General features: G+C 39.1%; 17 protein-coding genes. 10 read left to right on the top strand and 7 right to left on the bottom strand.

The features are described 5' to 3' along the window. Positions 1–13 precede the first annotated feature (13 nt). Entirely contained in the window at positions 14–1,315 is a 1,302-nt protein-coding gene (locus ACEYX7_RS00185) for an MFS transporter (RefSeq protein ID WP_374802309.1), read from the bottom strand. A 137-nt stretch (positions 1,316–1,452) separates the two neighbouring features. Here ACEYX7_RS00185 and ACEYX7_RS00180 point away from each other — a divergent pair, with 137 nt between their 5' ends. Both ACEYX7_RS00180 and ppk1 read left to right on the top strand, forming a co-directional pair. Then, positions 1,453–4,284 (top strand): autotransporter assembly complex protein TamA, encoded by a 2,832-nt coding sequence (locus ACEYX7_RS00180; RefSeq protein ID WP_374802311.1) that lies wholly within the window; start codon positions 1,453–1,455, stop codon positions 4,282–4,284. A 301-nt stretch (positions 4,285–4,585) separates the two neighbouring features. Next, complete coding sequence (gene ppk1, locus ACEYX7_RS00175) at positions 4,586–6,685, top strand: polyphosphate kinase 1 (protein ID WP_374802313.1); 2,100 nt, start codon at positions 4,586–4,588, stop codon at positions 6,683–6,685. Positions 6,686–6,762: 77 nt separating this feature from the next. On the opposite strand, the gene ACEYX7_RS00170 is transcribed toward ppk1, so the two are convergent. The 5 genes from ACEYX7_RS00170 to ACEYX7_RS00150 form a co-directional block, all read right to left on the bottom strand. Continuing rightward, positions 6,763–7,563 (bottom strand): peptidoglycan DD-metalloendopeptidase family protein, encoded by an 801-nt coding sequence (locus tag ACEYX7_RS00170; protein WP_465246275.1) that lies wholly within the window; start codon positions 7,561–7,563, stop codon positions 6,763–6,765. Positions 7,564–7,579: 16 nt separating this feature from the next. Next, the gene (locus ACEYX7_RS00165) at positions 7,580–7,987 is read right to left on the bottom strand and encodes a DUF3144 domain-containing protein (RefSeq protein ID WP_374802315.1); all 408 of its coding nucleotides are present in this window, start codon (positions 7,985–7,987) and stop codon (positions 7,580–7,582) included. 121 nt (positions 7,988–8,108) lie between these two features. After that, positions 8,109–9,245, bottom strand: coding sequence for a tRNA (uridine(54)-C5)-methyltransferase TrmA (gene trmA / locus ACEYX7_RS00160; RefSeq protein ID WP_374900069.1), 1,137 nt, complete (start codon positions 9,243–9,245; stop codon positions 8,109–8,111). 91 nt (positions 9,246–9,336) lie between these two features. Next, a complete protein-coding gene (locus ACEYX7_RS00155; protein WP_374802319.1) occupies positions 9,337–10,086 on the bottom strand; it encodes a YebC/PmpR family DNA-binding transcriptional regulator in 750 nt (249 codons plus the stop codon). 143 nt (positions 10,087–10,229) lie between these two features. Beyond that, a complete protein-coding gene (locus ACEYX7_RS00150; protein ID WP_374802321.1) occupies positions 10,230–11,408 on the bottom strand; it encodes a S1C family serine protease in 1,179 nt (392 codons plus the stop codon). 200 nt (positions 11,409–11,608) lie between these two features. Between ACEYX7_RS00150 and ACEYX7_RS00145 the strand changes: the two genes are divergently transcribed. Together ACEYX7_RS00145 and ACEYX7_RS00140 are read left to right on the top strand one after the other, a co-directional pair. Beyond that, positions 11,609–12,367 (top strand): Nif3-like dinuclear metal center hexameric protein, encoded by a 759-nt coding sequence (locus tag ACEYX7_RS00145; RefSeq protein WP_374802323.1) that lies wholly within the window; start codon positions 11,609–11,611, stop codon positions 12,365–12,367. Between the two features lie 197 nt (positions 12,368–12,564). Beyond that, entirely contained in the window at positions 12,565–14,448 is a 1,884-nt protein-coding gene (locus tag ACEYX7_RS00140) for an autotransporter domain-containing protein (RefSeq protein WP_374900067.1), read from the top strand. A 274-nt stretch (positions 14,449–14,722) separates the two neighbouring features. On the opposite strand, the gene ACEYX7_RS00135 is transcribed toward ACEYX7_RS00140, so the two are convergent. Further along, a complete protein-coding gene (locus tag ACEYX7_RS00135; protein WP_374802327.1) occupies positions 14,723–15,112 on the bottom strand; it encodes an outer membrane protein assembly factor BamE in 390 nt (129 codons plus the stop codon). 108 nt (positions 15,113–15,220) lie between these two features. On the opposite strand from ACEYX7_RS00135, the gene fur reads away from it, so the two are divergent. The 6 genes from fur (at position 15,221) to sixA (ending at position 19,224) form a co-directional block, all read left to right on the top strand. After that, on the top strand, positions 15,221–15,667 hold the full coding sequence (gene fur, locus ACEYX7_RS00130) for a ferric iron uptake transcriptional regulator (protein ID WP_374802329.1): 447 nt from the start codon (positions 15,221–15,223) through the stop codon (positions 15,665–15,667). Positions 15,668–15,899: 232 nt separating this feature from the next. Beyond that, positions 15,900–16,124 (top strand): 50S ribosomal protein L31, encoded by a 225-nt coding sequence (gene rpmE, locus ACEYX7_RS00125; protein WP_374802332.1) that lies wholly within the window; start codon positions 15,900–15,902, stop codon positions 16,122–16,124. 137 nt (positions 16,125–16,261) lie between these two features. Then, positions 16,262–16,984: a pseudouridine synthase gene (locus ACEYX7_RS00120; RefSeq protein ID WP_374900066.1), complete on the top strand. Its 723-nt coding sequence runs from the start codon at positions 16,262–16,264 to the stop codon at positions 16,982–16,984. 66 nt (positions 16,985–17,050) lie between these two features. Further along, on the top strand, positions 17,051–17,644 hold the full coding sequence (locus ACEYX7_RS00115) for a nitroreductase family protein (RefSeq protein WP_374802336.1): 594 nt from the start codon (positions 17,051–17,053) through the stop codon (positions 17,642–17,644). A 17-nt stretch (positions 17,645–17,661) separates the two neighbouring features. After that, positions 17,662–18,756 carry an NAD(P)H-dependent glycerol-3-phosphate dehydrogenase gene (locus ACEYX7_RS00110; RefSeq protein ID WP_374900065.1) on the top strand — a complete coding sequence of 365 codons (1,095 nt, stop codon included), beginning with the start codon at positions 17,662–17,664 and terminating at the stop codon, positions 18,754–18,756. Between the two features lie 9 nt (positions 18,757–18,765). Continuing rightward, on the top strand, positions 18,766–19,224 hold the full coding sequence (gene sixA / locus ACEYX7_RS00105; RefSeq protein ID WP_374802340.1) for a phosphohistidine phosphatase SixA: 459 nt from the start codon (positions 18,766–18,768) through the stop codon (positions 19,222–19,224). Positions 19,225–19,293: the final 69 nt, after the last annotated feature.

Below are 19,293 nucleotides of genomic sequence, written 5' to 3'. Positions count from 1 at the left end.
AATGACTCCCGATTTACTTTAACGTTGAAAAATATTGTCTAACCTTGCTAAGCAGTATACTACAAACGATAAGGCTTAACACGCTGGTAATGATGAACAAATATACTAAGTTCGATAACTTTAAAATAATGATACAAAAAACCGCAGCGGTGACCATAAAGATAGAGTTAAAGATATTATTGGCTGCGATAATACGTGCACGATGTGTTTCGGGTGCTTGACTTTGCATTAAGGTATATAATGGTACAATATATAATCCTCCGCTGATACCTAATAGTGTAATTGCTAAAAAGACGTGATAATAATGTAATCCGCTATTAAAGATTTGTATAATGCCTAATGCTTGATCAGGTGGTATCTTAGGGATATTAAATAAACTCCACGCCAAATAGGCTAAAAATACACTTAGCCCCATCGCACCAGCATATATTAAAGATAACTTTACTTTTTCACCGCTCAGTTTTTTGCATAATGCAGAACCAATTACTACCCCAACAGAGAAAAAAGTTAATAAAATCGCAGATACATTTTCACTGCCATGCAAATAAACACGTGTCATTTGTACCATTTGCGTAATGATGGTCGCACCATAAAACCAATACCATGAATTACAAAGAATCACATAAAAAACCAAACGGTATTGACGACTTAATTTCATGATCTGCCAGCTGGTGAGGAAAAAGTTCCAATTCACAACTAGGTTTTCATCGGCGATCTTTTGTTTGGGAATATATAAACATACAATATAACCAATCAATGACATCATCATTAATAAGCCACTAATATACCAAACGTTTCCTTTTGCCAATGCAATTGCTACTCCACCAATTACCATGCCTAATAATATGGCAACAGATGTACCCGATTGAAATAATGCATTGCCTGTAATGAGTTCTTTCTCTTTTAATAAATTGGGTAAAATAGAATATTTAACAGGACCAAAAAAAGCGGATTGTACACCCATTAAAAATAATGCAAATAGTAATAAACTAATCTGACCACTGATAAACCCAACACAGGCGATTGACATGGCAATAATTTCACTGGTTTTTAATATTTTAATCAGTCTAGTCGGTTCATAACGATCTGCTAATTGTCCTGCTGTAGCAGAAAATAAAAAAAATGGTAAGATAAATAACAGTGCTGCCAAATTATTTAGAGTATCACTGGTCAATGCACTTGATTTTATCCAGCCATAGCTAAACATGGTTAACAGTGCATATTTATAAAGATTATCATTAAATGCACCGAAAAATTGCGTTAAAAACATCGGTAGAAAACGCTGGGATAGCATTAATGGGCTGGATTTGTTCATTTTACCATTGATTATATGATTTTGATAAAATGGACTTTAACAAAAAAAATCCAATTCGGATAGTTAAAATTGCACAAAAAAAGTGTAAACTTGACGCCGAGTCTTTTTGTTATAACATGATAGATAAGGTGTACATGATGCTTAGCCAGTCATTTAAGTTACGTTGTTCAGTACTTCAACAATCATTACAACAACTATATCAAGATCATCGCTCTCATGTACCGCCTATCATCGCACTTGGTTTTTGCAGTGTACTCTCTACAGTGAGCTATGCACAGACTAATCCATCTCAAAATACTACATCTAGTCATGTAAATACCAACACTACAACGCTACAGACAGCACAACAGCCGACGGTGATGTTACCAGTACAGCCTGACCTCAAAAATCAGCAAGCCACAAATACCCATAACACCACACAGCCTACATCGACAACGCATACGCCGCAGACGACAGCGAATAATATATTTCATATTGATTTGACGCCACCATCATCTACAGATGCGACACCTGCTGCTCCGCCTGAAGTAACGGCTACACCAGTTGTTCCACCAGTCGATACAACGCATATTGAACAAGCACAACATGCTTTTCAGACCGATGCGGTTTATCAGATAAATCCTGCTGAATTACCAGAAGTTGATCATGCGATGTTGAGTGAAATCCAGCAAATTGCTCAAGATGCACAACAACAAGCCAAACAACAAGCAACGCAATTACCGACACACCAACAAATTGTTAATAGTGAAAAACCAGAGCTAGGCACAATCTCGACACAACAAACCAATACGCAAACCGTGCAAGCTTTACAACAAGATTTGGCAAATGTACAGGTGAATCTACCAGAAATTAATACCGAATTAGAAGATACCGCTTCAATCTTGACAGGGGGAGCAGAAGAACCAGAAGAAGGGAATTTCTTAACACGCTTATTTAAACGAGATCGTCGTGGTGCTGATGCACCATTAAAAGCACAGCCACGTATCCGTATTGATATGGGCGGTGCACAGGGTCAGCCTGCGGATAATATTCGTGCTAAGCTTTCAACCATTACACAAGAGAGCTTTAAAGATTACAATATCTTATTACCACAGTTACGTACATCAGCTACACAAGCGGCACAAGCAGTCGGCTACTTTTCGCCAGAAATTCAGCTGAATAAATTGAATGATACCACGTTGAGAGTAGCGGTAAGACCAAATCAACCAGTTACGGTAAAAAGCCAAAATATCATTATCACAGGTGATGGTTCAGCACGTCCAGTATTCCAAGTTATTCAAGTGGTACCTGACCTCAATGTTGGAGATGTACTCAATCAAGGGTTGTATGAAACCACCAAAAGCCGTATTAATAACGCAGCGAATGAGCAAGGCTATTTTGACTCGTACTGGCGTTTACGTGATTTAAAAGTGACTTTGCCAGAAAATCATGCCGAAATTGATTTAAAATTTGAAACAGGACAACGATATAAGCTCAAAAATGTTGAGTTTCGAATGTCCAATACGGCAGCACCTTTTCCATTACGACAGTCTGTGCTTGAGCAGTTGGTTCCTTTCCAAGCTGGAGATGATTATGCTGGATGGCGTATTACGAATTTGGCAAATAATTTAATTAATAGCCGTTATTTTAATTATTCTAGTGTGGACGCGGTTCGCCCAGATCCAATCCAGCGTCCTTTAGACTTACCAGATGACATCAAACAAGTCATTGCTCAACAAAATCTCAGCCAAGCACAAGCTTTGAGACAACAAAGTTTGTCGCAGCAGGCTTCGAGTATGCAACGTAGTAATGATGGACGTATAGTACAAAACCAAAATATCATTAACGAAGCAGTATTTGCAGGCTTGGATGAAGAGGGTCGTGCCAATCAAGATATTGATACACAAGGTGAAAATAACGAACGAGAGCGTTTGAAAGAACAAGCTAGACAAGAAAAACAAATTCCTGTCATCGTTGAATTGAATGCAGATTATCTCAATAGTTTGGAAGCCGGTATCGGCTATGGCACAGATACAGGCGTGCGTTTGCGTAGCCAATATCGTCGTGCGATCGTCAATGATCGTGGGCATTCCTTTGATGCCAACTTAGAATTATCCAAAATACGTCAATCTTTTAGTGGTCGTTATATGATCCCTTATAATCATCCACTTAATGACTATGTCAATTTACTAGGTGGTTATGAGCGTGAGGTTCGTGGCACAGGATTAACATTGGATATCGAATCTGCCGTATTTGGTGCGGAACGTATCGTCAAACGTCCTTTGGGCGAGTGGCAACAAACCACTTCTTTGCGTTATCGTTTAGATAGAATCAAGGGGCGGGATACGGTGGATAACAATCTATTACCGCAAGCATTCCAAGTCATCCAATCTAATCCAAACCAACAATCATTTTTGCTTGGTTATGAATTAAGTAAAACCGTGCAAAATGATGCAGTCAATCCAACACAAGGTTTTCGTCAGTTTTATCGTATCGAAGCAGGTTCAAAAAAATTATTGACCGAAACAGATTTGGCATTATTGAATGCAGGCTGGCGTTTTGTGTATTCGACAGGTGAGGCAGCAAAGCACCAGTTTGTAGGTCGTGCTGATTTGGGTTATATTTTCACAAAAGATTTTAATGAAGTGCCTTATAATTTAAGATATTTTGCAGGGGGCGATCAAAGCTTGCGTGGCTATGATTATAAGAGTTTATCGCCAGATGAAGATGGTATTTTATTGGGTGGTCAGACACTGGCTACAGGCGGGCTAGAGTATAATTATATGTTCCGTCCTGGCTGGCGTGCAGCGGTATTTACCGATGTAGGAAATGCTTACGATAAATCATTTAGCAATAAAACCAAATATGGCGTTGGTGCTGGGATACGTTGGGCATCGCCAATTGGACCGATCCGTGTAGATGTTGCAGCAGGGGTGAGCGAGCCAAAGATTCCAGTGCGTGTTCACTTCTTCATTGGACCACCTTTATAAGTGGCTATGATATATTAGTAATTAAGCACGATGATTTGTAAGGGGATTGACTGTGTTGTTTTCCCTTATCTAAAATTTAGATGATTTAAGTCATTGTGCTTTTACTTTCAAATACAGTACGGCTTTTTGTGGATGGTTGACCAAAACAATCTTTTGTTTTAATAGTCTGATTTTTAGTGAAAAATCAAAATTTTTTATCGAGTTTAAGAACGAAAAGTCACAAAACAAGCATAATTAATTAGCTGGTTTTGAGCTATAATAACAGATAACCGATTTAGCTAAGGTATAAGGAAAATCTTTTATGACAAACACCACTTCACAAGTCAATAATCAGTCGAATGCAAACAATGCATCGTTATATCATGATCGCTATATTAACCGTGAACTGTCTATTTTAGATTTCCATTTGCGTGTGCTTGAACAATCGGTCAATCCTAATCATCCATTACTAGAACGCTTAAATTTTTTACTTATTTTTTCACGTAATCTTGATGAATTTTTTGAGATTCGTGTTGCGGGTATGCGTGAACAATTGGCATTAGGCAATAAAAGCTATGGTGCTGACGGACTTACGCCAGCAGAAGTGCTACAACGTATTTCTGAAACAACACATGCGGCTATAGATCGTCAATATCGTATTTTAAATGATCAGATTTTGCCTAAATTACGTGAAGCAGACATTTGTTTTTTGAAGCGTAATGAGCTATCAAGTGAACAGCTGACATGGATGCGTAAATATTTCCAAGAACAAGTTGCACCTGTACTGACACCGATTAGCTTAGATCCAGCACATCCATTTCCCCGTTTGGTCAATAAAAGCTTAAATTTTATTGTGACATTAGAAGGCAAAGACGCTTTTGGGCGTCAAATTGATTTGGCTGTTGTGCCAGCACCACGTTCTCTACCACGTGTAGTGCGTTTGCCGAATGAAACCACACGTGGCAAAGACCATCATGTGATGTTATCCGCAATTATTCATGAGCATATTTCTGATCTTTTTCCTGGTATGACCGCAACAGGTTGTTATCAGTTCCGTGTGACACGTAATGCCGACCTAGCATTGAATGAAGATGTGCAAGATATTGCTACAGCATTAAAAGGTGAGTTGAGCTCACGTCGTTTTGGTCGAGCAGTACGTCTAGAGGTCACTAATAATTGTCCAAAAGAAATCAGTGATTACTTATTGGATGAATTTGAACTGACTGAAAATGAACTTTATCGTGTCGATGGACCAGTCAATCTTACACGCTTGATTACTGATTTTGATAAACCTGATTTGCGTTATAGTGCTTTTACGCCCTTGATGCCAAAAGCATTGAAGAAAAATGATAACTTGTTTGAAGTGATGCAAAAACAAGATATCTTATTGCACCATCCATTTGAGTCCTTTGCACCAGTTATCAATCTCTTACGTCAGGCTGCCCGTGATCTACAAGTTTTGGCGATTAAACAAACTCTATACCGTAGTGGAGCAGACTCTGAAATCGTACAAGTGTTGGCAGAAGCTGCGCGTAATGGTAAAGAAGTGACGGCGGTGATTGAATTGCGTGCCCGTTTTGACGAAGAGTCAAATATTGCTGTAGCAAATGTTCTGCAGGAGGCTGGAGCAGTTGTGGTTTATGGTATTGTGGGTTATAAAACACATGCTAAAATGATTTTAATTGTGCGTCGTGAACAAGGTAAATTGGTACGTTATGTACATTTGGGTACAGGTAATTATCATGCAGGCAATGCAAAAATCTATACAGATTACGGTTTGCTGACTACAGATAAAGAGCTTTGTGAAGATGTGCATCGTGTGTTCCAAGAGCTCACAGGTATGGGCAAATTGGTCAAACTTAAAAAATTATTACATGCACCGTTTACTTTGCATCAACAGCTGATGAGTTGTATCGATGATGAGATTAGCCATGCAAAAGCAGGAAAATCTGCAAGCATTATCATTAAAGTGAATGCTATTACCGAGACCAAACTCATTGATAAATTGTATGAAGCATCTCAAGCAGGCGTGCAAATTGATTTGATCGTGCGTTCTATTTGTTGTTTGCGTCCACAAATTGCAGGTTTATCAGAAAATATTCGTGTTCGTTCCATTATCGGACGTTTCTTAGAACATACACGTGTCTATTATTTTGAAAATGCAGGAAAAAGTAAGATCTATTGTGCCAGTGCAGATTGGATGGAAAGAAATTTATACAACCGTGTTGAGGCATGTTTTCCAATCGAAGATGAAAGTTTGAAAAAACGTATCTACGAACAAGGTTTATTAAATTATCTAAAAGACAATCAGAAAGCATGGATTCTGCAAGCGGATGGTCAGTGGATGCCTTATGAAAAAACGGCGAAAGAAGCGGATCATTCAGCCCAACAATATTTAATGGCTAAGTTTAGCGAAAAATAATTTGCTCAGCTGAGCATAAAAAATATGCCGTATTTGATTCGAGAATACGGCATATTTATAGGCGAACCCAAATGCAATTATTTTAAAAATAGTTGCGGATCAACTTTGGCATTATTTAAACTCATCGTCCAATGTAGATGAGGTCCAGTGACACGACCTGTTTTACCAACCAAACCTACGGTCTCGCCTTGGCTCACTTGTTGTCCGACTTTCACATTGATTTTACTCAAATGACACAACATGGTGATTAAGCCTTGACCATGGTCGATCATGACGGTCTGACCATTAAAGAAATAATCACCTGTTGCGACCACTACACCATTTGCAGGTGCGACGACTGCTTGCCCGATTGGTGCAGGGATATCTACCCCAGCGTGAGGAGCACGTTGCTCACCATTAAAAAAGCGTTTACGTCCAAAGGAATTGGTAAAATTACCTTTGGTCGGTACGATAAACTTTGGAAATTGACTAAACTGTACAGCAGTAAAGCTTTGATACACTGCATTTTGTTCATCAGCTTCACGTTTATAACGGTCTAGCTCAGCTTGATTAGGATTGACGTGCTTGTCTTGCACCGTCAGATGCTGTTCGGGATAAGTATAAGGCTGTACTTGGATGTTCAAAGGCTGACGATTGGTTTGTAATTGTAAATTACCTACTGTAGCACTGAGTGGAATGCCAGCCAAAGCATAGCGTTGTCCATTATGCTGTGTAATCATGACAGGTTGATTATTCAGGCTTACTTGCTGAATATCATTATCTAGTGCGATGACTGCAATGCCGCCAGCACGTCGAGAATCTTGCGGTAAATTTGCATAGCTATGTGATGCGATCACAAGACTGCATACAGCAATCGCCATTTTTTTGAATTGAAACATAACCAATCCTTATGTGTTAGTGTTGATGATCATGACCGTAATGATATTGGTCTTTATCACTATGCCGCTGCTCTGTTTGACGGTAGCGTAAATAGTTATCAAATTGTTCGCAATATTCATCGTAGTTATCTTCCAACATTGCTTGAAATTGTTGCAATAAATAACTCATCACTTGTTGCTTGGCATCCTGCATCTGTTGAGCATTTTCAAAACTATTTGCACTAACCCAAGTATTAAAGCGTGCAGTAGCAAAGAGCATGGCAGCACTGGCTTTGGCACGGCGTTCTTGTGGGTTAGAATTGTCGCCAGCCACAGGACGACAAAATTCATTGGCTTGTTTGATAAATTGATCTACACGATCAAAAAATACATCATTAATGGCTTGTTCTTCGGTAATATCGGTGGCGTCAATGCGTTGGCTCATAAGGGATCATACGTAGTTTGCAATAACGCTATTATAACGAGAAATCCATGAAATTAAAGCGATTATATCATTTTTACAATTTCTTCAAGCACAAAGAATTAAAATAAGCCAAAACAATGATTTATTTTAATTTTGAGAGCAGTACACCGCACTCCGCATGATGGGTATAGGGAAATTGATCAAATAAGGCAAAACGTTGGATTTGATGCGTTTGAGTTAATTGTTTTAGATTATCCAACAGCGTATCTGGATTACACGAAATATAAATAATATGTTCAAATTCTGCCATGAGCTTGAGCGTATCATCATCAATCCCTGCACGCGGTGGATCGACAAAAATAGTGGAAAAATCATAATCAGCAATATTGATATTTTGCTGTTGCAAGCGACGGAATTCACGCTCGCCTTTATAAGCTTGGCTAAATTCTTCTGCCGATAAACGGGCAATTTGAATATTATCAATGTGATTATGTTTAATATTATATTGTGCTGCATAAACTGAGCTTTTTGCTAATTCTGTTGCCAAAACTTGATTAAAATATTGTGATAATGGCAAAGTAAAATTGGCATTACCGCAATATAATTCTAATAAATCATTTTTAGCATTTGGATTATTTTCCATTGTTTTAGCTTGAATATTTTTGGCAATATCACAAGCCCACGTCAGCATTTTTTCACAAACTACTGCATTGGGTTGGCTAAAGCCATTTTCGATTTGTTGATAAATATATTCACGACCATTAACGTGAAGTTTTTCAATCACAAAGTCATTGGTTAAAACACGTTTTTGTCCACGACTACGACCAATTATTTTAATGTTAAATTTCTGTTGTAAGTCTTCTGCCAATTTCTGCCATTCATCATCCAAAGCTTTATGATAGAGTAGAGAAACCAATATTTCGCCTGATAAAGTATTTAAAAAATTAATCTCAAAAACTTTATGCGACAATAAATGATGCTGTTCAATCGCAGATAATAATTTTGGCATCAAATCATTAATCGCTTGGCTAGCGATAGGAAATTCATCAACACGCACCACTTGTTTTTTATCATTTTTGTCTTTTTCAAACATGGCATAAAATAAACCATCATCAGTATGCCAGATACGAAACTCAGCACGCATACGATAATGATCGATGGGTGATTCAAATATTTCTAATTCGGGTAAATGAAATTCAGTGAATTGCTGTAAAATATGTTGTGCTTTTTGCTGTAATTGCAGTTGGTAATTTTCACTATTATAAATGCTGTTGTTCATTATATAAACCTTCAAAAAAGTCGTGCAGAGTAAATAGATTAAAATATAGATTGGTGATAAACCAATCTATATTACTGGCATAAAAAATTATTTATGCATCCAATTGAGCCAAAACGTCTTCGCTAAACTCAACATTGGTATAAACATCTTGTACATCGTCCAAATCTTCAAGCATATCAATCATTTTCATGATTTGTTTGGCTTGCTCGATATCGGTGATTTCTGCTTTGGTCGATGGATGCATCACTACTTCAGCATTGTCAGATTTTAGACCTGCTGCGGTCAAAGCATCTTGTACATCACCGAAGCTCTCTGGGCTAGTGATGACCAAAATGCCATCTTCTTCCACTTCGATGTCATCCGCACCTGCTTCTAATGCCACTTCCATGATTTTGTCTTCAAGGCTGACATCTTCAAAGCTGATTTCACCACGTTTGGTAAACAAATATGCCACCGAACCTGATGTACCCAAGTTACCATTGGTCTTGGTAAAACAGTGACGTACGTCAGGTACAGTACGGTTTAGGTTGTCCGTCATGGTATCTACCAACACTGCGACACCACCTACACCATAACCTTCATAGGTTACTTCTTTTAAATCATCATTATCTTCACCACCGACACCACGTTGGATAGCACGATTGATGGTATCACGCGTCATATTGACTGATAATGCTTTTTCTACTACAGCACGCAGACGTGGGTTGGTTGCAGCTTCACCACCACCGAGTTTCGATGCGGTAACGATTTCACGGATATATTTGGTAAAAATTTTACCACGGCTTGCATCTTGCTTGGCTTTACGATGCTTGATATTGGCCCATTTTGAATGACCTGCCATGTTGCAACTCCAAAAAGAATTTAAAAAATTATTTCATTAAAAAATGCTTGCATAGTATAGTGAAATTCGCTTCAAACTGCTAGAACTTCATTTTACTACGCAAGCATCTTTTTTAATATTGTTTAGAACTTATTCAATAAACCTTAGCGAGCACCTTGGCGTGGAATCGGCACAAACTGGACATTTTTTCGCTCAGGACGCTCGGCAACAATGACTTTGGTTTCCACTTTTTCATCATTACGCAATAGGCTGATATTGATTTCTGCATTGGGTTTTTGACCTGCGATAAATGAAATCAACTGATTAGCACTTTCAATCGCCTGACCATTGACACTGGTAATGATGTCGCCTTGTCTTAAGCCTCCTTTGTCAGCAGGACCATCAGGCAAGACACCCATGACCATCGCACCCGATTTGCTATCGAGGCTCAGCTCGCTATTTTGTGTATTACGAATTTCGATACCTAACCAGCCACGCACGACACGACCTTCTTTGAGGATAGAATCAAGTACTTGTTGTGACACTTGTGCAGGAATGGCAAAGCCGATACCCATTGAGCCACCTGAACGAGAGTAAATCGCCGTATTAATACCGACCAAATTACCCGCCACATCAATCAATGCACCGCCCGAGTTACCTGGGTTGATCGCTGCATCAGTTTGGATAAAGTCTTCATATGTGTTAATTCCCAAACCAGTACGGTCTGTGGCAGAAATGATACCTTGTGTCACTGTTTGACCCACACCAAATGGGTTACCAATAGCCAATACGACATCGCCAACTTCATTACCACTAAGCTTAAATGGCAACACTGGCAAATTATCTAACTCAACTTTAATCACTGCCAAATCTGACTCAGGATCAGAGCCAATCACTTTGGCTTGTACTTTACGTCCGTCATGCAAAGCGACCACGATTTGATCTGCTGCTGCGATCACATGATGATTAGTTAAAATATAACCATCTTTACGCACAATCACACCAGAACCCAGATTGGTTTCAGTTTGTTGGCGTTGGCGTGGCATATCTCGTCCAAAAAACTCACGCAAGAATTGTTCATTTAAAGGCACGTCTTGTGGTGAGATATTCTGCGTGGTAAAGATATTGACTACCGCAGGCGCTGCTACTTTGACTGCTTCGCTGTATGATGCCACACCACCTGTACGCGTTGATTCGACCAACGGTTTGGCTTTTTGCTCGGGCATAACTACGCCGTCCGCTGCGACAGGTGGCTTAGGAATTTGATTTCTTTGCCAAGTGAAAAAAATTGCGATTACTGCGACAAGAAGTATCCACGGTAACAACATAAAAAGACGACGCACGCCACACCCCAAAATTTGAAAAGAGAGAAATATTTTTTGACAATTACAAAGTCTGCTTAGTTTAAACAGCTTTTAAAAAATTCTCAAAATGAGAAATGATAGATTTTGTAAAACTTTGGTAAATTTAGAAAAAATGATGAAAAATTAAGTTAAAATTGATTTGAGTTTGGCGAATAAAATTTTTGGGTAGGTGTGAAAAAATGGCGAATTTACAGCAGATCGTGGCGTGGTGCGATGATTATTTAGAAGCGAAAGCCTTTAAAGATTATTGTCCTAATGGTTTACAAATTCAGGGTAAAGAAGAAGTTGAAATTTTAGTGAGCAGTGTGACTGCGTCGCTCGATGCCATTGAACAGGCTTTGGACTTAAACGCTGACGCATTATTGGTGCATCATGGTTATTTTTGGAAAGGTGAGCCAAGCCCTTTGACAGGATTAAAAGGTAAACGCGTCAAGCAATTGATGCAAAATGATGTCTCATTAATCGCTTATCATTTGCCTTTGGATGCGCATACTGCGATTGGCAATAATGCAGTATTGGCAAAACTTTTGGGCTTAAATATTGTCGGTGCTTTAGATCCGAGTGAACGTTATCCGATTGGGAATGTTGCGACATTAACTGAGCCGATGACAGGCACAGAATTTGCTCAGCATTTGCATCGAGTATTAGGACAACAGCCTTTGCATATTGCAGGGCATCAGGGTTTGATCAAAAAAGTCGGTTTTTGTAGCGGTGCTGCACAAGATTATTTGTACAAAGCGGTTGAGTTGGGCTGTGATGCTTATTTTTCGGGCGAAGTCAGTGAGCGTACTTTTCATGAATCGGTAGAATATGGCATTGATTATTTTGCTGCGGGTCATCATGCGACTGAACGTTATGGCGTACAGCGTTTGGCTGAGTTATTAAATAAACAATTTAATTTGACTACACATTATGTTGAGCTGAATAATCCTGTTTAATTTTTATTTTAAAAATAAGATAAACCTATAATTTATATAGATTTATCTTTTATTGATTACATATTGTCTAATCATAAAATAAACAAACAATACTTAATCTAAAAATTTATCGATTTTGTCATGTTATGCCCTTGTAATAATTATCAAAATTTATACAATGTAAATTACGTTAACCTTCTATCCCCAAGGATGAGCATATGAAAAGTAAGTTTCGTTTTAGTACATTGGCATTGAGTTTTGCCACGATTGCTCTAAGTAGCCAAGTTATGGCACAACAATTTAGTCAGACCATTATTTTTGGTGACAGCCTTTCTGACACAGGTCGATTAAAGTCAATGGTTGCTGATACGCATCCAGAAATCGCAGCTAAATTACAAAATTCTTTTACCGTCAATCCATCAAAAGTTTGGTCACAAATTTTGGCAGAGAGTTATGGTACTACAGCAAACCCAAATACAAAAACAGATCCGAAAGGCACAAACTACGCAGTAGGTTCTGCGCGTGCGAGTCAAAATGTAGATTGGAATGGTTTGGTGACATCAATTCCAACCATTAATCAACAAGTGATGACGCATTTGGCTCAAAAACAAGGTAAAGCAGATAGCGATGCGTTATATGCAGTATGGATTGGTGCGAATGATTTGAACGCTTTGGGTTCTGCTGCAGATCCACAAGCTTATCTGGCAAAAGTAGGCAAAGATACAGCGACTGCTGTAGCTACTTTGGATGCAACAGGTGCAAAATATATTTTGGTACCCAATATTCCAGATTTGAGCTTAACACCGCGTGTTTCGGGCTTAAACAATCCAGCCACTTCTGCACAGGTTAAAACTGCAACCAGTTATTACAATAGCGGTCTGTACACAGGATTAAATGGATTAAAAGCCAATGTGATTCCTGCTAACACTTTTGCATTACTACAAGAAGTCGTGGCTAATCCTAAAGGTTTTGGTTTCACCAATGTATCAGGCGTGGCTTGTTCAAAATTACCAAAACGCACGACCACAGTCGAAGATGCTTTATCAACGTCTTTAGCATGTACTACCAACGATTTGGCGAATGCTGGCGATGCCAATACGTACTTGTTTGCTGATGATATTCATCCAGCTGTACGTACACACAAGATTTTGGGACAGTATTATCGTTCGATTATTGAAGCACCTGCACAGATCGCAGCAGTCAGCGATGGCGTGATTGCAAGTGGACAACGCCAACAGCAAAGTATCAACCGCCGTTTGGATACGCTAAATAGCCAACAAAATAACTGGTGGATTGATGGTAACGTTGCACAAGCACAAGATGCCAATTCAAAAACAGATGGTGTTGCACCGCAAGTGACTATCGGTACGGACATTGCCAAAAACAATAGCAATATTGGTCTATATGTGAGTTATGCTAACCAAACACAGCAACCGAAAGCAGACCAAAAAAATCAAGCAGATGTAGAAAGCTTGGGCTTGGGTCTATACCATCGCTATCAAAACAATGGCTATCAATTGAATCTTCAAGCAGGTGTAAATCGCTTAGATATTGATACTCAGCGTCAGGTTGCGTGGGATGGTGCAGAACGTTCACATCAAGCACATGGCACAGGTCTACAACTCAATGCAACTGTACGTGGTAGCTATGGTATTCAACAAGATAAAATGACATATCGTCCTTATATTGGTGTGAATTATCAACATGTTAAAGTAGGTACGTTGGCAGAAAATAATCCAACATTATCGACTGCTTTACGCTACAAATCTCATACAGCTCAATCTGTACAAGGTGAAGTTGGCTTGAATGCTGATTATCAATTGAGTGAGAAAACAACTGCATATGCTGGTGTTGGTTATCAACGTGAGTTGGCAGATCAAGACAAAAATATCACAGCAACTTTGACTTCTATACCTGAGTATAGCAAAGGATTTACGCTACCTGTTGCTTCTAAACTTAAGAAAGAACAAGTGAGTTTACAGCTTGGTGCCAAATCGCAACTTAGCCCAGCGTTGAGCTTGAATGCAGGTGTCGCAGCACAATTGGCAGGTAGTGAACAACATAATTATGCAGGTTTTGTAGGATTACAAGGTAAATTCTAATCCCTTCAATCTCTGTAAAATAAGCCGATTTATCCAGTAAATCGGCTTATTTTTTTATCGATGAAATATCGGTTTATTTTTTCAAGATTTAAACCCAATACATCGATTTAAAAGAACTAAGAATGGATAAAAAATTGGGCTAAAGATAGACTTATCGTCTAGTATTTAGCCCAATTTATTGCGTTTTTGCAGATTGACCGTTATAGAAATGCAAACTTCTTATGGGAAATAAACATTAAATTAATCGAAAAAATACTACAAAACGCGGTCAATTTTATAGCGGTGGTGCATTTAAAATGGCTTCTTTTGAAGCAGGTAAGCCAGGTTGAGTTTGTGGAATCGTCTCCAAACCTTCAATCTTGCTGACCAATGCATTTTGGTCAAAATGAATAATCAAATGCTGACCTTTTGATGCAGGAATTTTTTCTTTTTTGGCATAAGTACCTGGAATATAATGATAAACATAATCCCAACGTGCTTGATTCACAGGATCCGTAATGGTAGGCGTACCGAGAATAAAACGTACCTGATCTACTGTCATTCCCACTTGTACTTGGGCAGCCTGTGCGTGAGTGAGTGGCTTACCTTGTGGAATATCAATTTTGTAAACACAGCCTGTTGCAAGCAGTGCAATGAAGAGACTTGAGCAAAGAATTTTTTGCATATCGTGACTTTCCCGCAGTTTTTTGATGCATAAAGTGTTAAGATAAGGCATACTTTACATGATTGTCAAAACAGATGACACTTAAATTTTGTAGTGAGATTGAATTTTATGCCAATTAGCAATCAAGACTTGCGTAAAGCAGGACTAAAAGTCACTTTGCCACGAATCAAGATTCTGGAATTATTAGAAAATTCCGATCCGCATCACCTGAGTGCGGAAGATATCTATAAGATGCTTTTGGAGCAAGGTGAAGATGTTGGCTTAGCAACGGTTTACCGTGTATTGACTCAGTTTGAGTCAGTTGGCATTGTACAACGCCATAACTTTGAAAATAATCATTCTGTATTTGAAATCAGCAGAGATGATCACGACCATATCGTGTGCCAAACTTGTAACCGTGTGGTTGAGTTTCAAAACGATGTCATCGAAAAGGAACAACGTGCGATTGCTGAAAAATTAGGCTTTACTTTAACAGGTCGCTCTATGCACTTGTATGGTGAGTGTAATAAGGCTGGTTGTACTGGTATGCAAGATGATGACAACGACGAGTCGTAACCATACATTGTATTTTATCTAATTCACTGTTAAAATGTCGCCTAACTTGTTGTACTTAGCCCTAACCAAAGTGTTTCGGTGAGTCAAAAGAAACGGTCTATTTCGTATTTGTCTGTTTGATTTGAGTGATTGAGCTTGATTCAAACCCTTTTCCTAATGCAATCCAAAACAATTGTACTAGAGTGACAAATTGCGAATATAGCAAAGCCTTTCTATCTTAGGAGTTCTTGCCATGCGTGCAGACATTCATCCAACGTACCAAACTATCGTTGCTACATGTTCATGTGGTAATAAAATTGACACTCGTTCAGCTTTGGGTAAAGATTCAATCTACCTTGACGTATGTTCAGCTTGCCATCCATTCTACACAGGTAAACAAAAATCTGTAGACACTGGTGGTCGTATCGACAAGTTCAAACAACGTTTTTCTGGTATGTCACGTACTATCAAACGTTAATCGTTGAATGACATACAGTAGCGTTTCTACAAAATTGTATGTGGCGTCTCAAAAGTGATTTTGGGACGTTTTTTATTGTCAAAAGATACCTTTTCTTCTCATAATGAATTCCAAAAAACCATTTACTAGGCTCAACCATGAAAAAACTCAGTGCAGATAAAATTCTCCATTCCCAAGGCTTAGGTACGCGTAAGCAATGTCAATATTGGATTAAACAGGGTGAAGTCAGCATCAATGGTGAAATTGTCAAAGATTTGAAGCAAACTTTTGATACTGATGATTTGCAGTTTCAGGTATTCGGTGAAAATTATCATTTTTACGAAAAGATTTATATTGCATTGCATAAACCAAAAGGTTATGAATGTTCACATCAAACGCAATACCATTTACCTGTATTTGACTTATTGCCTGAGCATTTTATACAGCGAGGTATACAAAGTGTCGGGCGTTTAGATCAAGATACCAGTGGCCTGCTACTACTGAGCGATGATGGTCAATTTTTGCATCGCCTAACACATCCTAAAAAGCATATTAAAAAATATTATCGAGTAGATTGTCGTGATGCGATAGATGACGAACAAATTGCAAAATTACAGCAAGGTGTCACATTGCATAATGAAAAAGGCATTTTTTGTGCTTTAGATGTTGAACAGTTGGGCAAAAGCCAATTACGTTTTGCCATCGAACAGGGTGTTTTTCATCAGGTGAAACGTATGATGCATGCAGTGAATAATGATGTTGTTGCGTTGCATCGTGAGCAGATCGGGCAACTCAATCTCGCACAATTAGAATTAGATGAAAGAGAATGGTGTTATCTTACGCCAGCGGACTTAGAAAAACTTCAGTTTGTGGAGCAATAAATGCGATGCCATTTTAGTATGCTATATTTCTGTCTAAGCCTTAAACTCTAATTTTTGGATGAAAATATGTCTGATCTTTTACAACATGCTTTACAAATTGTAGAAAACAATATTCATGAGCGTCAATCTGTCGGTGCATTGCAACTTCCAGCACCTAGTTCAGAGCAAGTACATCAGGCGATTGCAGCAGCGATTACCGCACCAGATCATCATCGTTTGCATCCATGGCGTTTTGCCGTCGTGCAAGATGAGCAACGCCAGCAATTAGGACAAGTCATGCATGATTGTCTCGCTGCTGATGGGGAGCAAGACTTGGCAACATTACAAAAAGTATTACAACATCCTTTGCGTGCACCGATGCTGATCATTGCGACAATGAAGTATCAAGCACATGAAAAAGTCCCTAGAGATGAGCAGATTCTTAGCTGTGGGGCGGCGATTCAAAATCTATTATTGATTTTACAAGCACAAGGTTTTGCATCAATTTGGCGTAGTGGGGCGATTACCCAAAGTAAACATTTTAAACAATGGTTAGGTTTGGCTGAGCAAGATGAAATTACAGGCATGATTTATGTCGGCACAGCCAAAAAAGACATTGCAGACAGAGAGCCTCTCTCTGTAAATGATTTTATTTTCACCCCAAATTTTAACTCAATCTAAATCACATGGAGTGTCATATGAGCGATAATTTAACCCAAAAAGAACAAGTGGCTGAGCAACAAAACACACCTTTACGTCTGACCATTCTTGGCGGTGGTAGCTTTGGCACAGCGATGGCACACAATGCCAGTCGTAATGGTTGTGATACCATCATGTGGATTCGTGATGCCGAAAATGCCGAGCAAATTCAAAAAACGCGTATCAATGCTAGATACTTGCCTGATTTTACTTTGGATGAAAATCTCAAAGTCACCGCAGATTTGGCACAGGCGGTAAAAGATCGAGATTTGATCTTGGTGGCGATTCCTAGTCATTCTTTCCGTAGTGTACTCAAACAAATTGCACCAATGATCAGTGGTCAAGCAATCATCTCGCTGACCAAAGGGATTGAAAAAGATAGTTTTAATTTGATGAGCGATATTATCCGCCAAGAATTGCCCGAGGTGGTCTATGGTGTGCTTTCGGGTCCAAACCTTGCTAAAGAAATCGTACAAGGTATGCCAGCAGGTACAGTGATCGCCAGTAATTCGCCACAATTACGTGAAGCAGTGCAAACCGCTTTACACAGCCCGTTATTCCGTGTTTTTGCCAGTGACGATGTGCAGGGTGTGGAACTTGGCGGTGCATTAAAAAATATTTATGCCGTGGCGATGGGCATGGGTGTGGCGTATAACATTGGTGAAAATAGTAAAAGTATGCTGATCACACGTGCGTTGGCAGAGATGAGCCGTTTTGCGGTCACCTTGGGTGCTAATCCACTTACATTCTTGGGTTTATCGGGTGTAGGTGATCTATTCGCAACGTGTAATAGCCCATTAAGTCGTAACTATCAGGTCGGTTTTGCTTTGGGGCAAGGTAAGACCTTGGATGAGGCTGTACAATCTTTGGGACAAACCGCAGAAGGTATCAATACGATTTTGCAAGTCAAAGCTAAAGCGGAAGAGTTAGATATTTATATGCCGATTACTGCTGCGTTGTATGAGGTGATTTTTAATCAAGCACCGCCACTCAGTGTTGCTCTGAGTCTGATGAAAAATGGTTATCGTAGTGATGTAGAATTTGTTCTACCACATCAAATCAAAAGCCAAGAAAGTGAACTGGCAAGCAAATAGGAGCAAAATATGCGTCTCATTTTAATCCGTCATGGAGAAGCTGATCCAGATCGCACTGGTATTGATAGCCAACGTGCTTTAACCGAACGCGGTCATCTGCAAGCACAGCAAACAGCAAATTTTTTAAAAGAGCAAGGTATCGTGCCTGATTTGTTTGTTGTGAGTCCTTATTTGCGTGCCAACCAAACACTGAGTCATATTCAAGCAGTTTTTCCTGATGTGGCAACAGAAACTTATGCCAATATTACACCTGATGACCCTGCTGCACCTGCATTTCAATGGTTGGCTCAAAAAAATGAACAGACTATCGTAGTGGTTTGTCATATGAACATCATTGCTTATATTGCGAGTCTAATGACTGAAGATGCACCAGAAGGTTTTGAGTTGGCTGAAGCCCGTGTATATGATCATGTTGCGATGATGGTAGGTCTTTCCAACGAGATGCAGCGATTCGTACCGACTATATAATCTTATGATAAAAATAGGGCGTAAAAAGTATCAGCATTTTACGCCCTATTTTTATCCCTAAATTGGTTT

Source organism: Hubeiibacter jixunmingi, from assembly GCF_041928215.1.
Lineage (GTDB): Bacteria > Pseudomonadota > Gammaproteobacteria > Pseudomonadales > Moraxellaceae > Acinetobacter.
This window is presented reverse-complemented; position numbering and strand designations above follow the sequence as displayed.

Excerpts from the sequence above, each read along its gene's own strand:
- ACEYX7_RS00185 (WP_374802309.1), bottom strand. The coding sequence starts at position 1,315 with ATGAACAAATCCAGCCCATTAATGCTATCCCAGCGTTTTCTACCGATG.
- ACEYX7_RS00180 (WP_374802311.1), top strand. The coding sequence starts at position 1,453 with ATGCTTAGCCAGTCATTTAAGTTACGTTGTTCAGTACTTCAACAATCA.
- ppk1 (WP_374802313.1), top strand. The coding sequence starts at position 4,586 with ATGACAAACACCACTTCACAAGTCAATAATCAGTCGAATGCAAACAAT.
- ACEYX7_RS00170 (WP_465246275.1), bottom strand. The coding sequence starts at position 7,563 with ATGTTTCAATTCAAAAAAATGGCGATTGCTGTATGCAGTCTTGTGATC.
- ACEYX7_RS00165 (WP_374802315.1), bottom strand. The coding sequence starts at position 7,987 with ATGAGCCAACGCATTGACGCCACCGATATTACCGAAGAACAAGCCATT.
- trmA (WP_374900069.1), bottom strand. The coding sequence starts at position 9,245 with ATGAACAACAGCATTTATAATAGTGAAAATTACCAACTGCAATTACAG.
- ACEYX7_RS00155 (WP_374802319.1), bottom strand. The coding sequence starts at position 10,086 with ATGGCAGGTCATTCAAAATGGGCCAATATCAAGCATCGTAAAGCCAAG.
- ACEYX7_RS00145 (WP_374802323.1), top strand. The coding sequence starts at position 11,609 with ATGGCGAATTTACAGCAGATCGTGGCGTGGTGCGATGATTATTTAGAA.
- ACEYX7_RS00140 (WP_374900067.1), top strand. The coding sequence starts at position 12,565 with ATGAAAAGTAAGTTTCGTTTTAGTACATTGGCATTGAGTTTTGCCACG.
- ACEYX7_RS00135 (WP_374802327.1), bottom strand. The coding sequence starts at position 15,112 with ATGCAAAAAATTCTTTGCTCAAGTCTCTTCATTGCACTGCTTGCAACA.
- fur (WP_374802329.1), top strand. The coding sequence starts at position 15,221 with ATGCCAATTAGCAATCAAGACTTGCGTAAAGCAGGACTAAAAGTCACT.
- rpmE (WP_374802332.1), top strand. The coding sequence starts at position 15,900 with ATGCGTGCAGACATTCATCCAACGTACCAAACTATCGTTGCTACATGT.
- ACEYX7_RS00120 (WP_374900066.1), top strand. The coding sequence starts at position 16,262 with ATGAAAAAACTCAGTGCAGATAAAATTCTCCATTCCCAAGGCTTAGGT.
- ACEYX7_RS00115 (WP_374802336.1), top strand. The coding sequence starts at position 17,051 with ATGTCTGATCTTTTACAACATGCTTTACAAATTGTAGAAAACAATATT.
- ACEYX7_RS00110 (WP_374900065.1), top strand. The coding sequence starts at position 17,662 with ATGAGCGATAATTTAACCCAAAAAGAACAAGTGGCTGAGCAACAAAAC.
- sixA (WP_374802340.1), top strand. The coding sequence starts at position 18,766 with ATGCGTCTCATTTTAATCCGTCATGGAGAAGCTGATCCAGATCGCACT.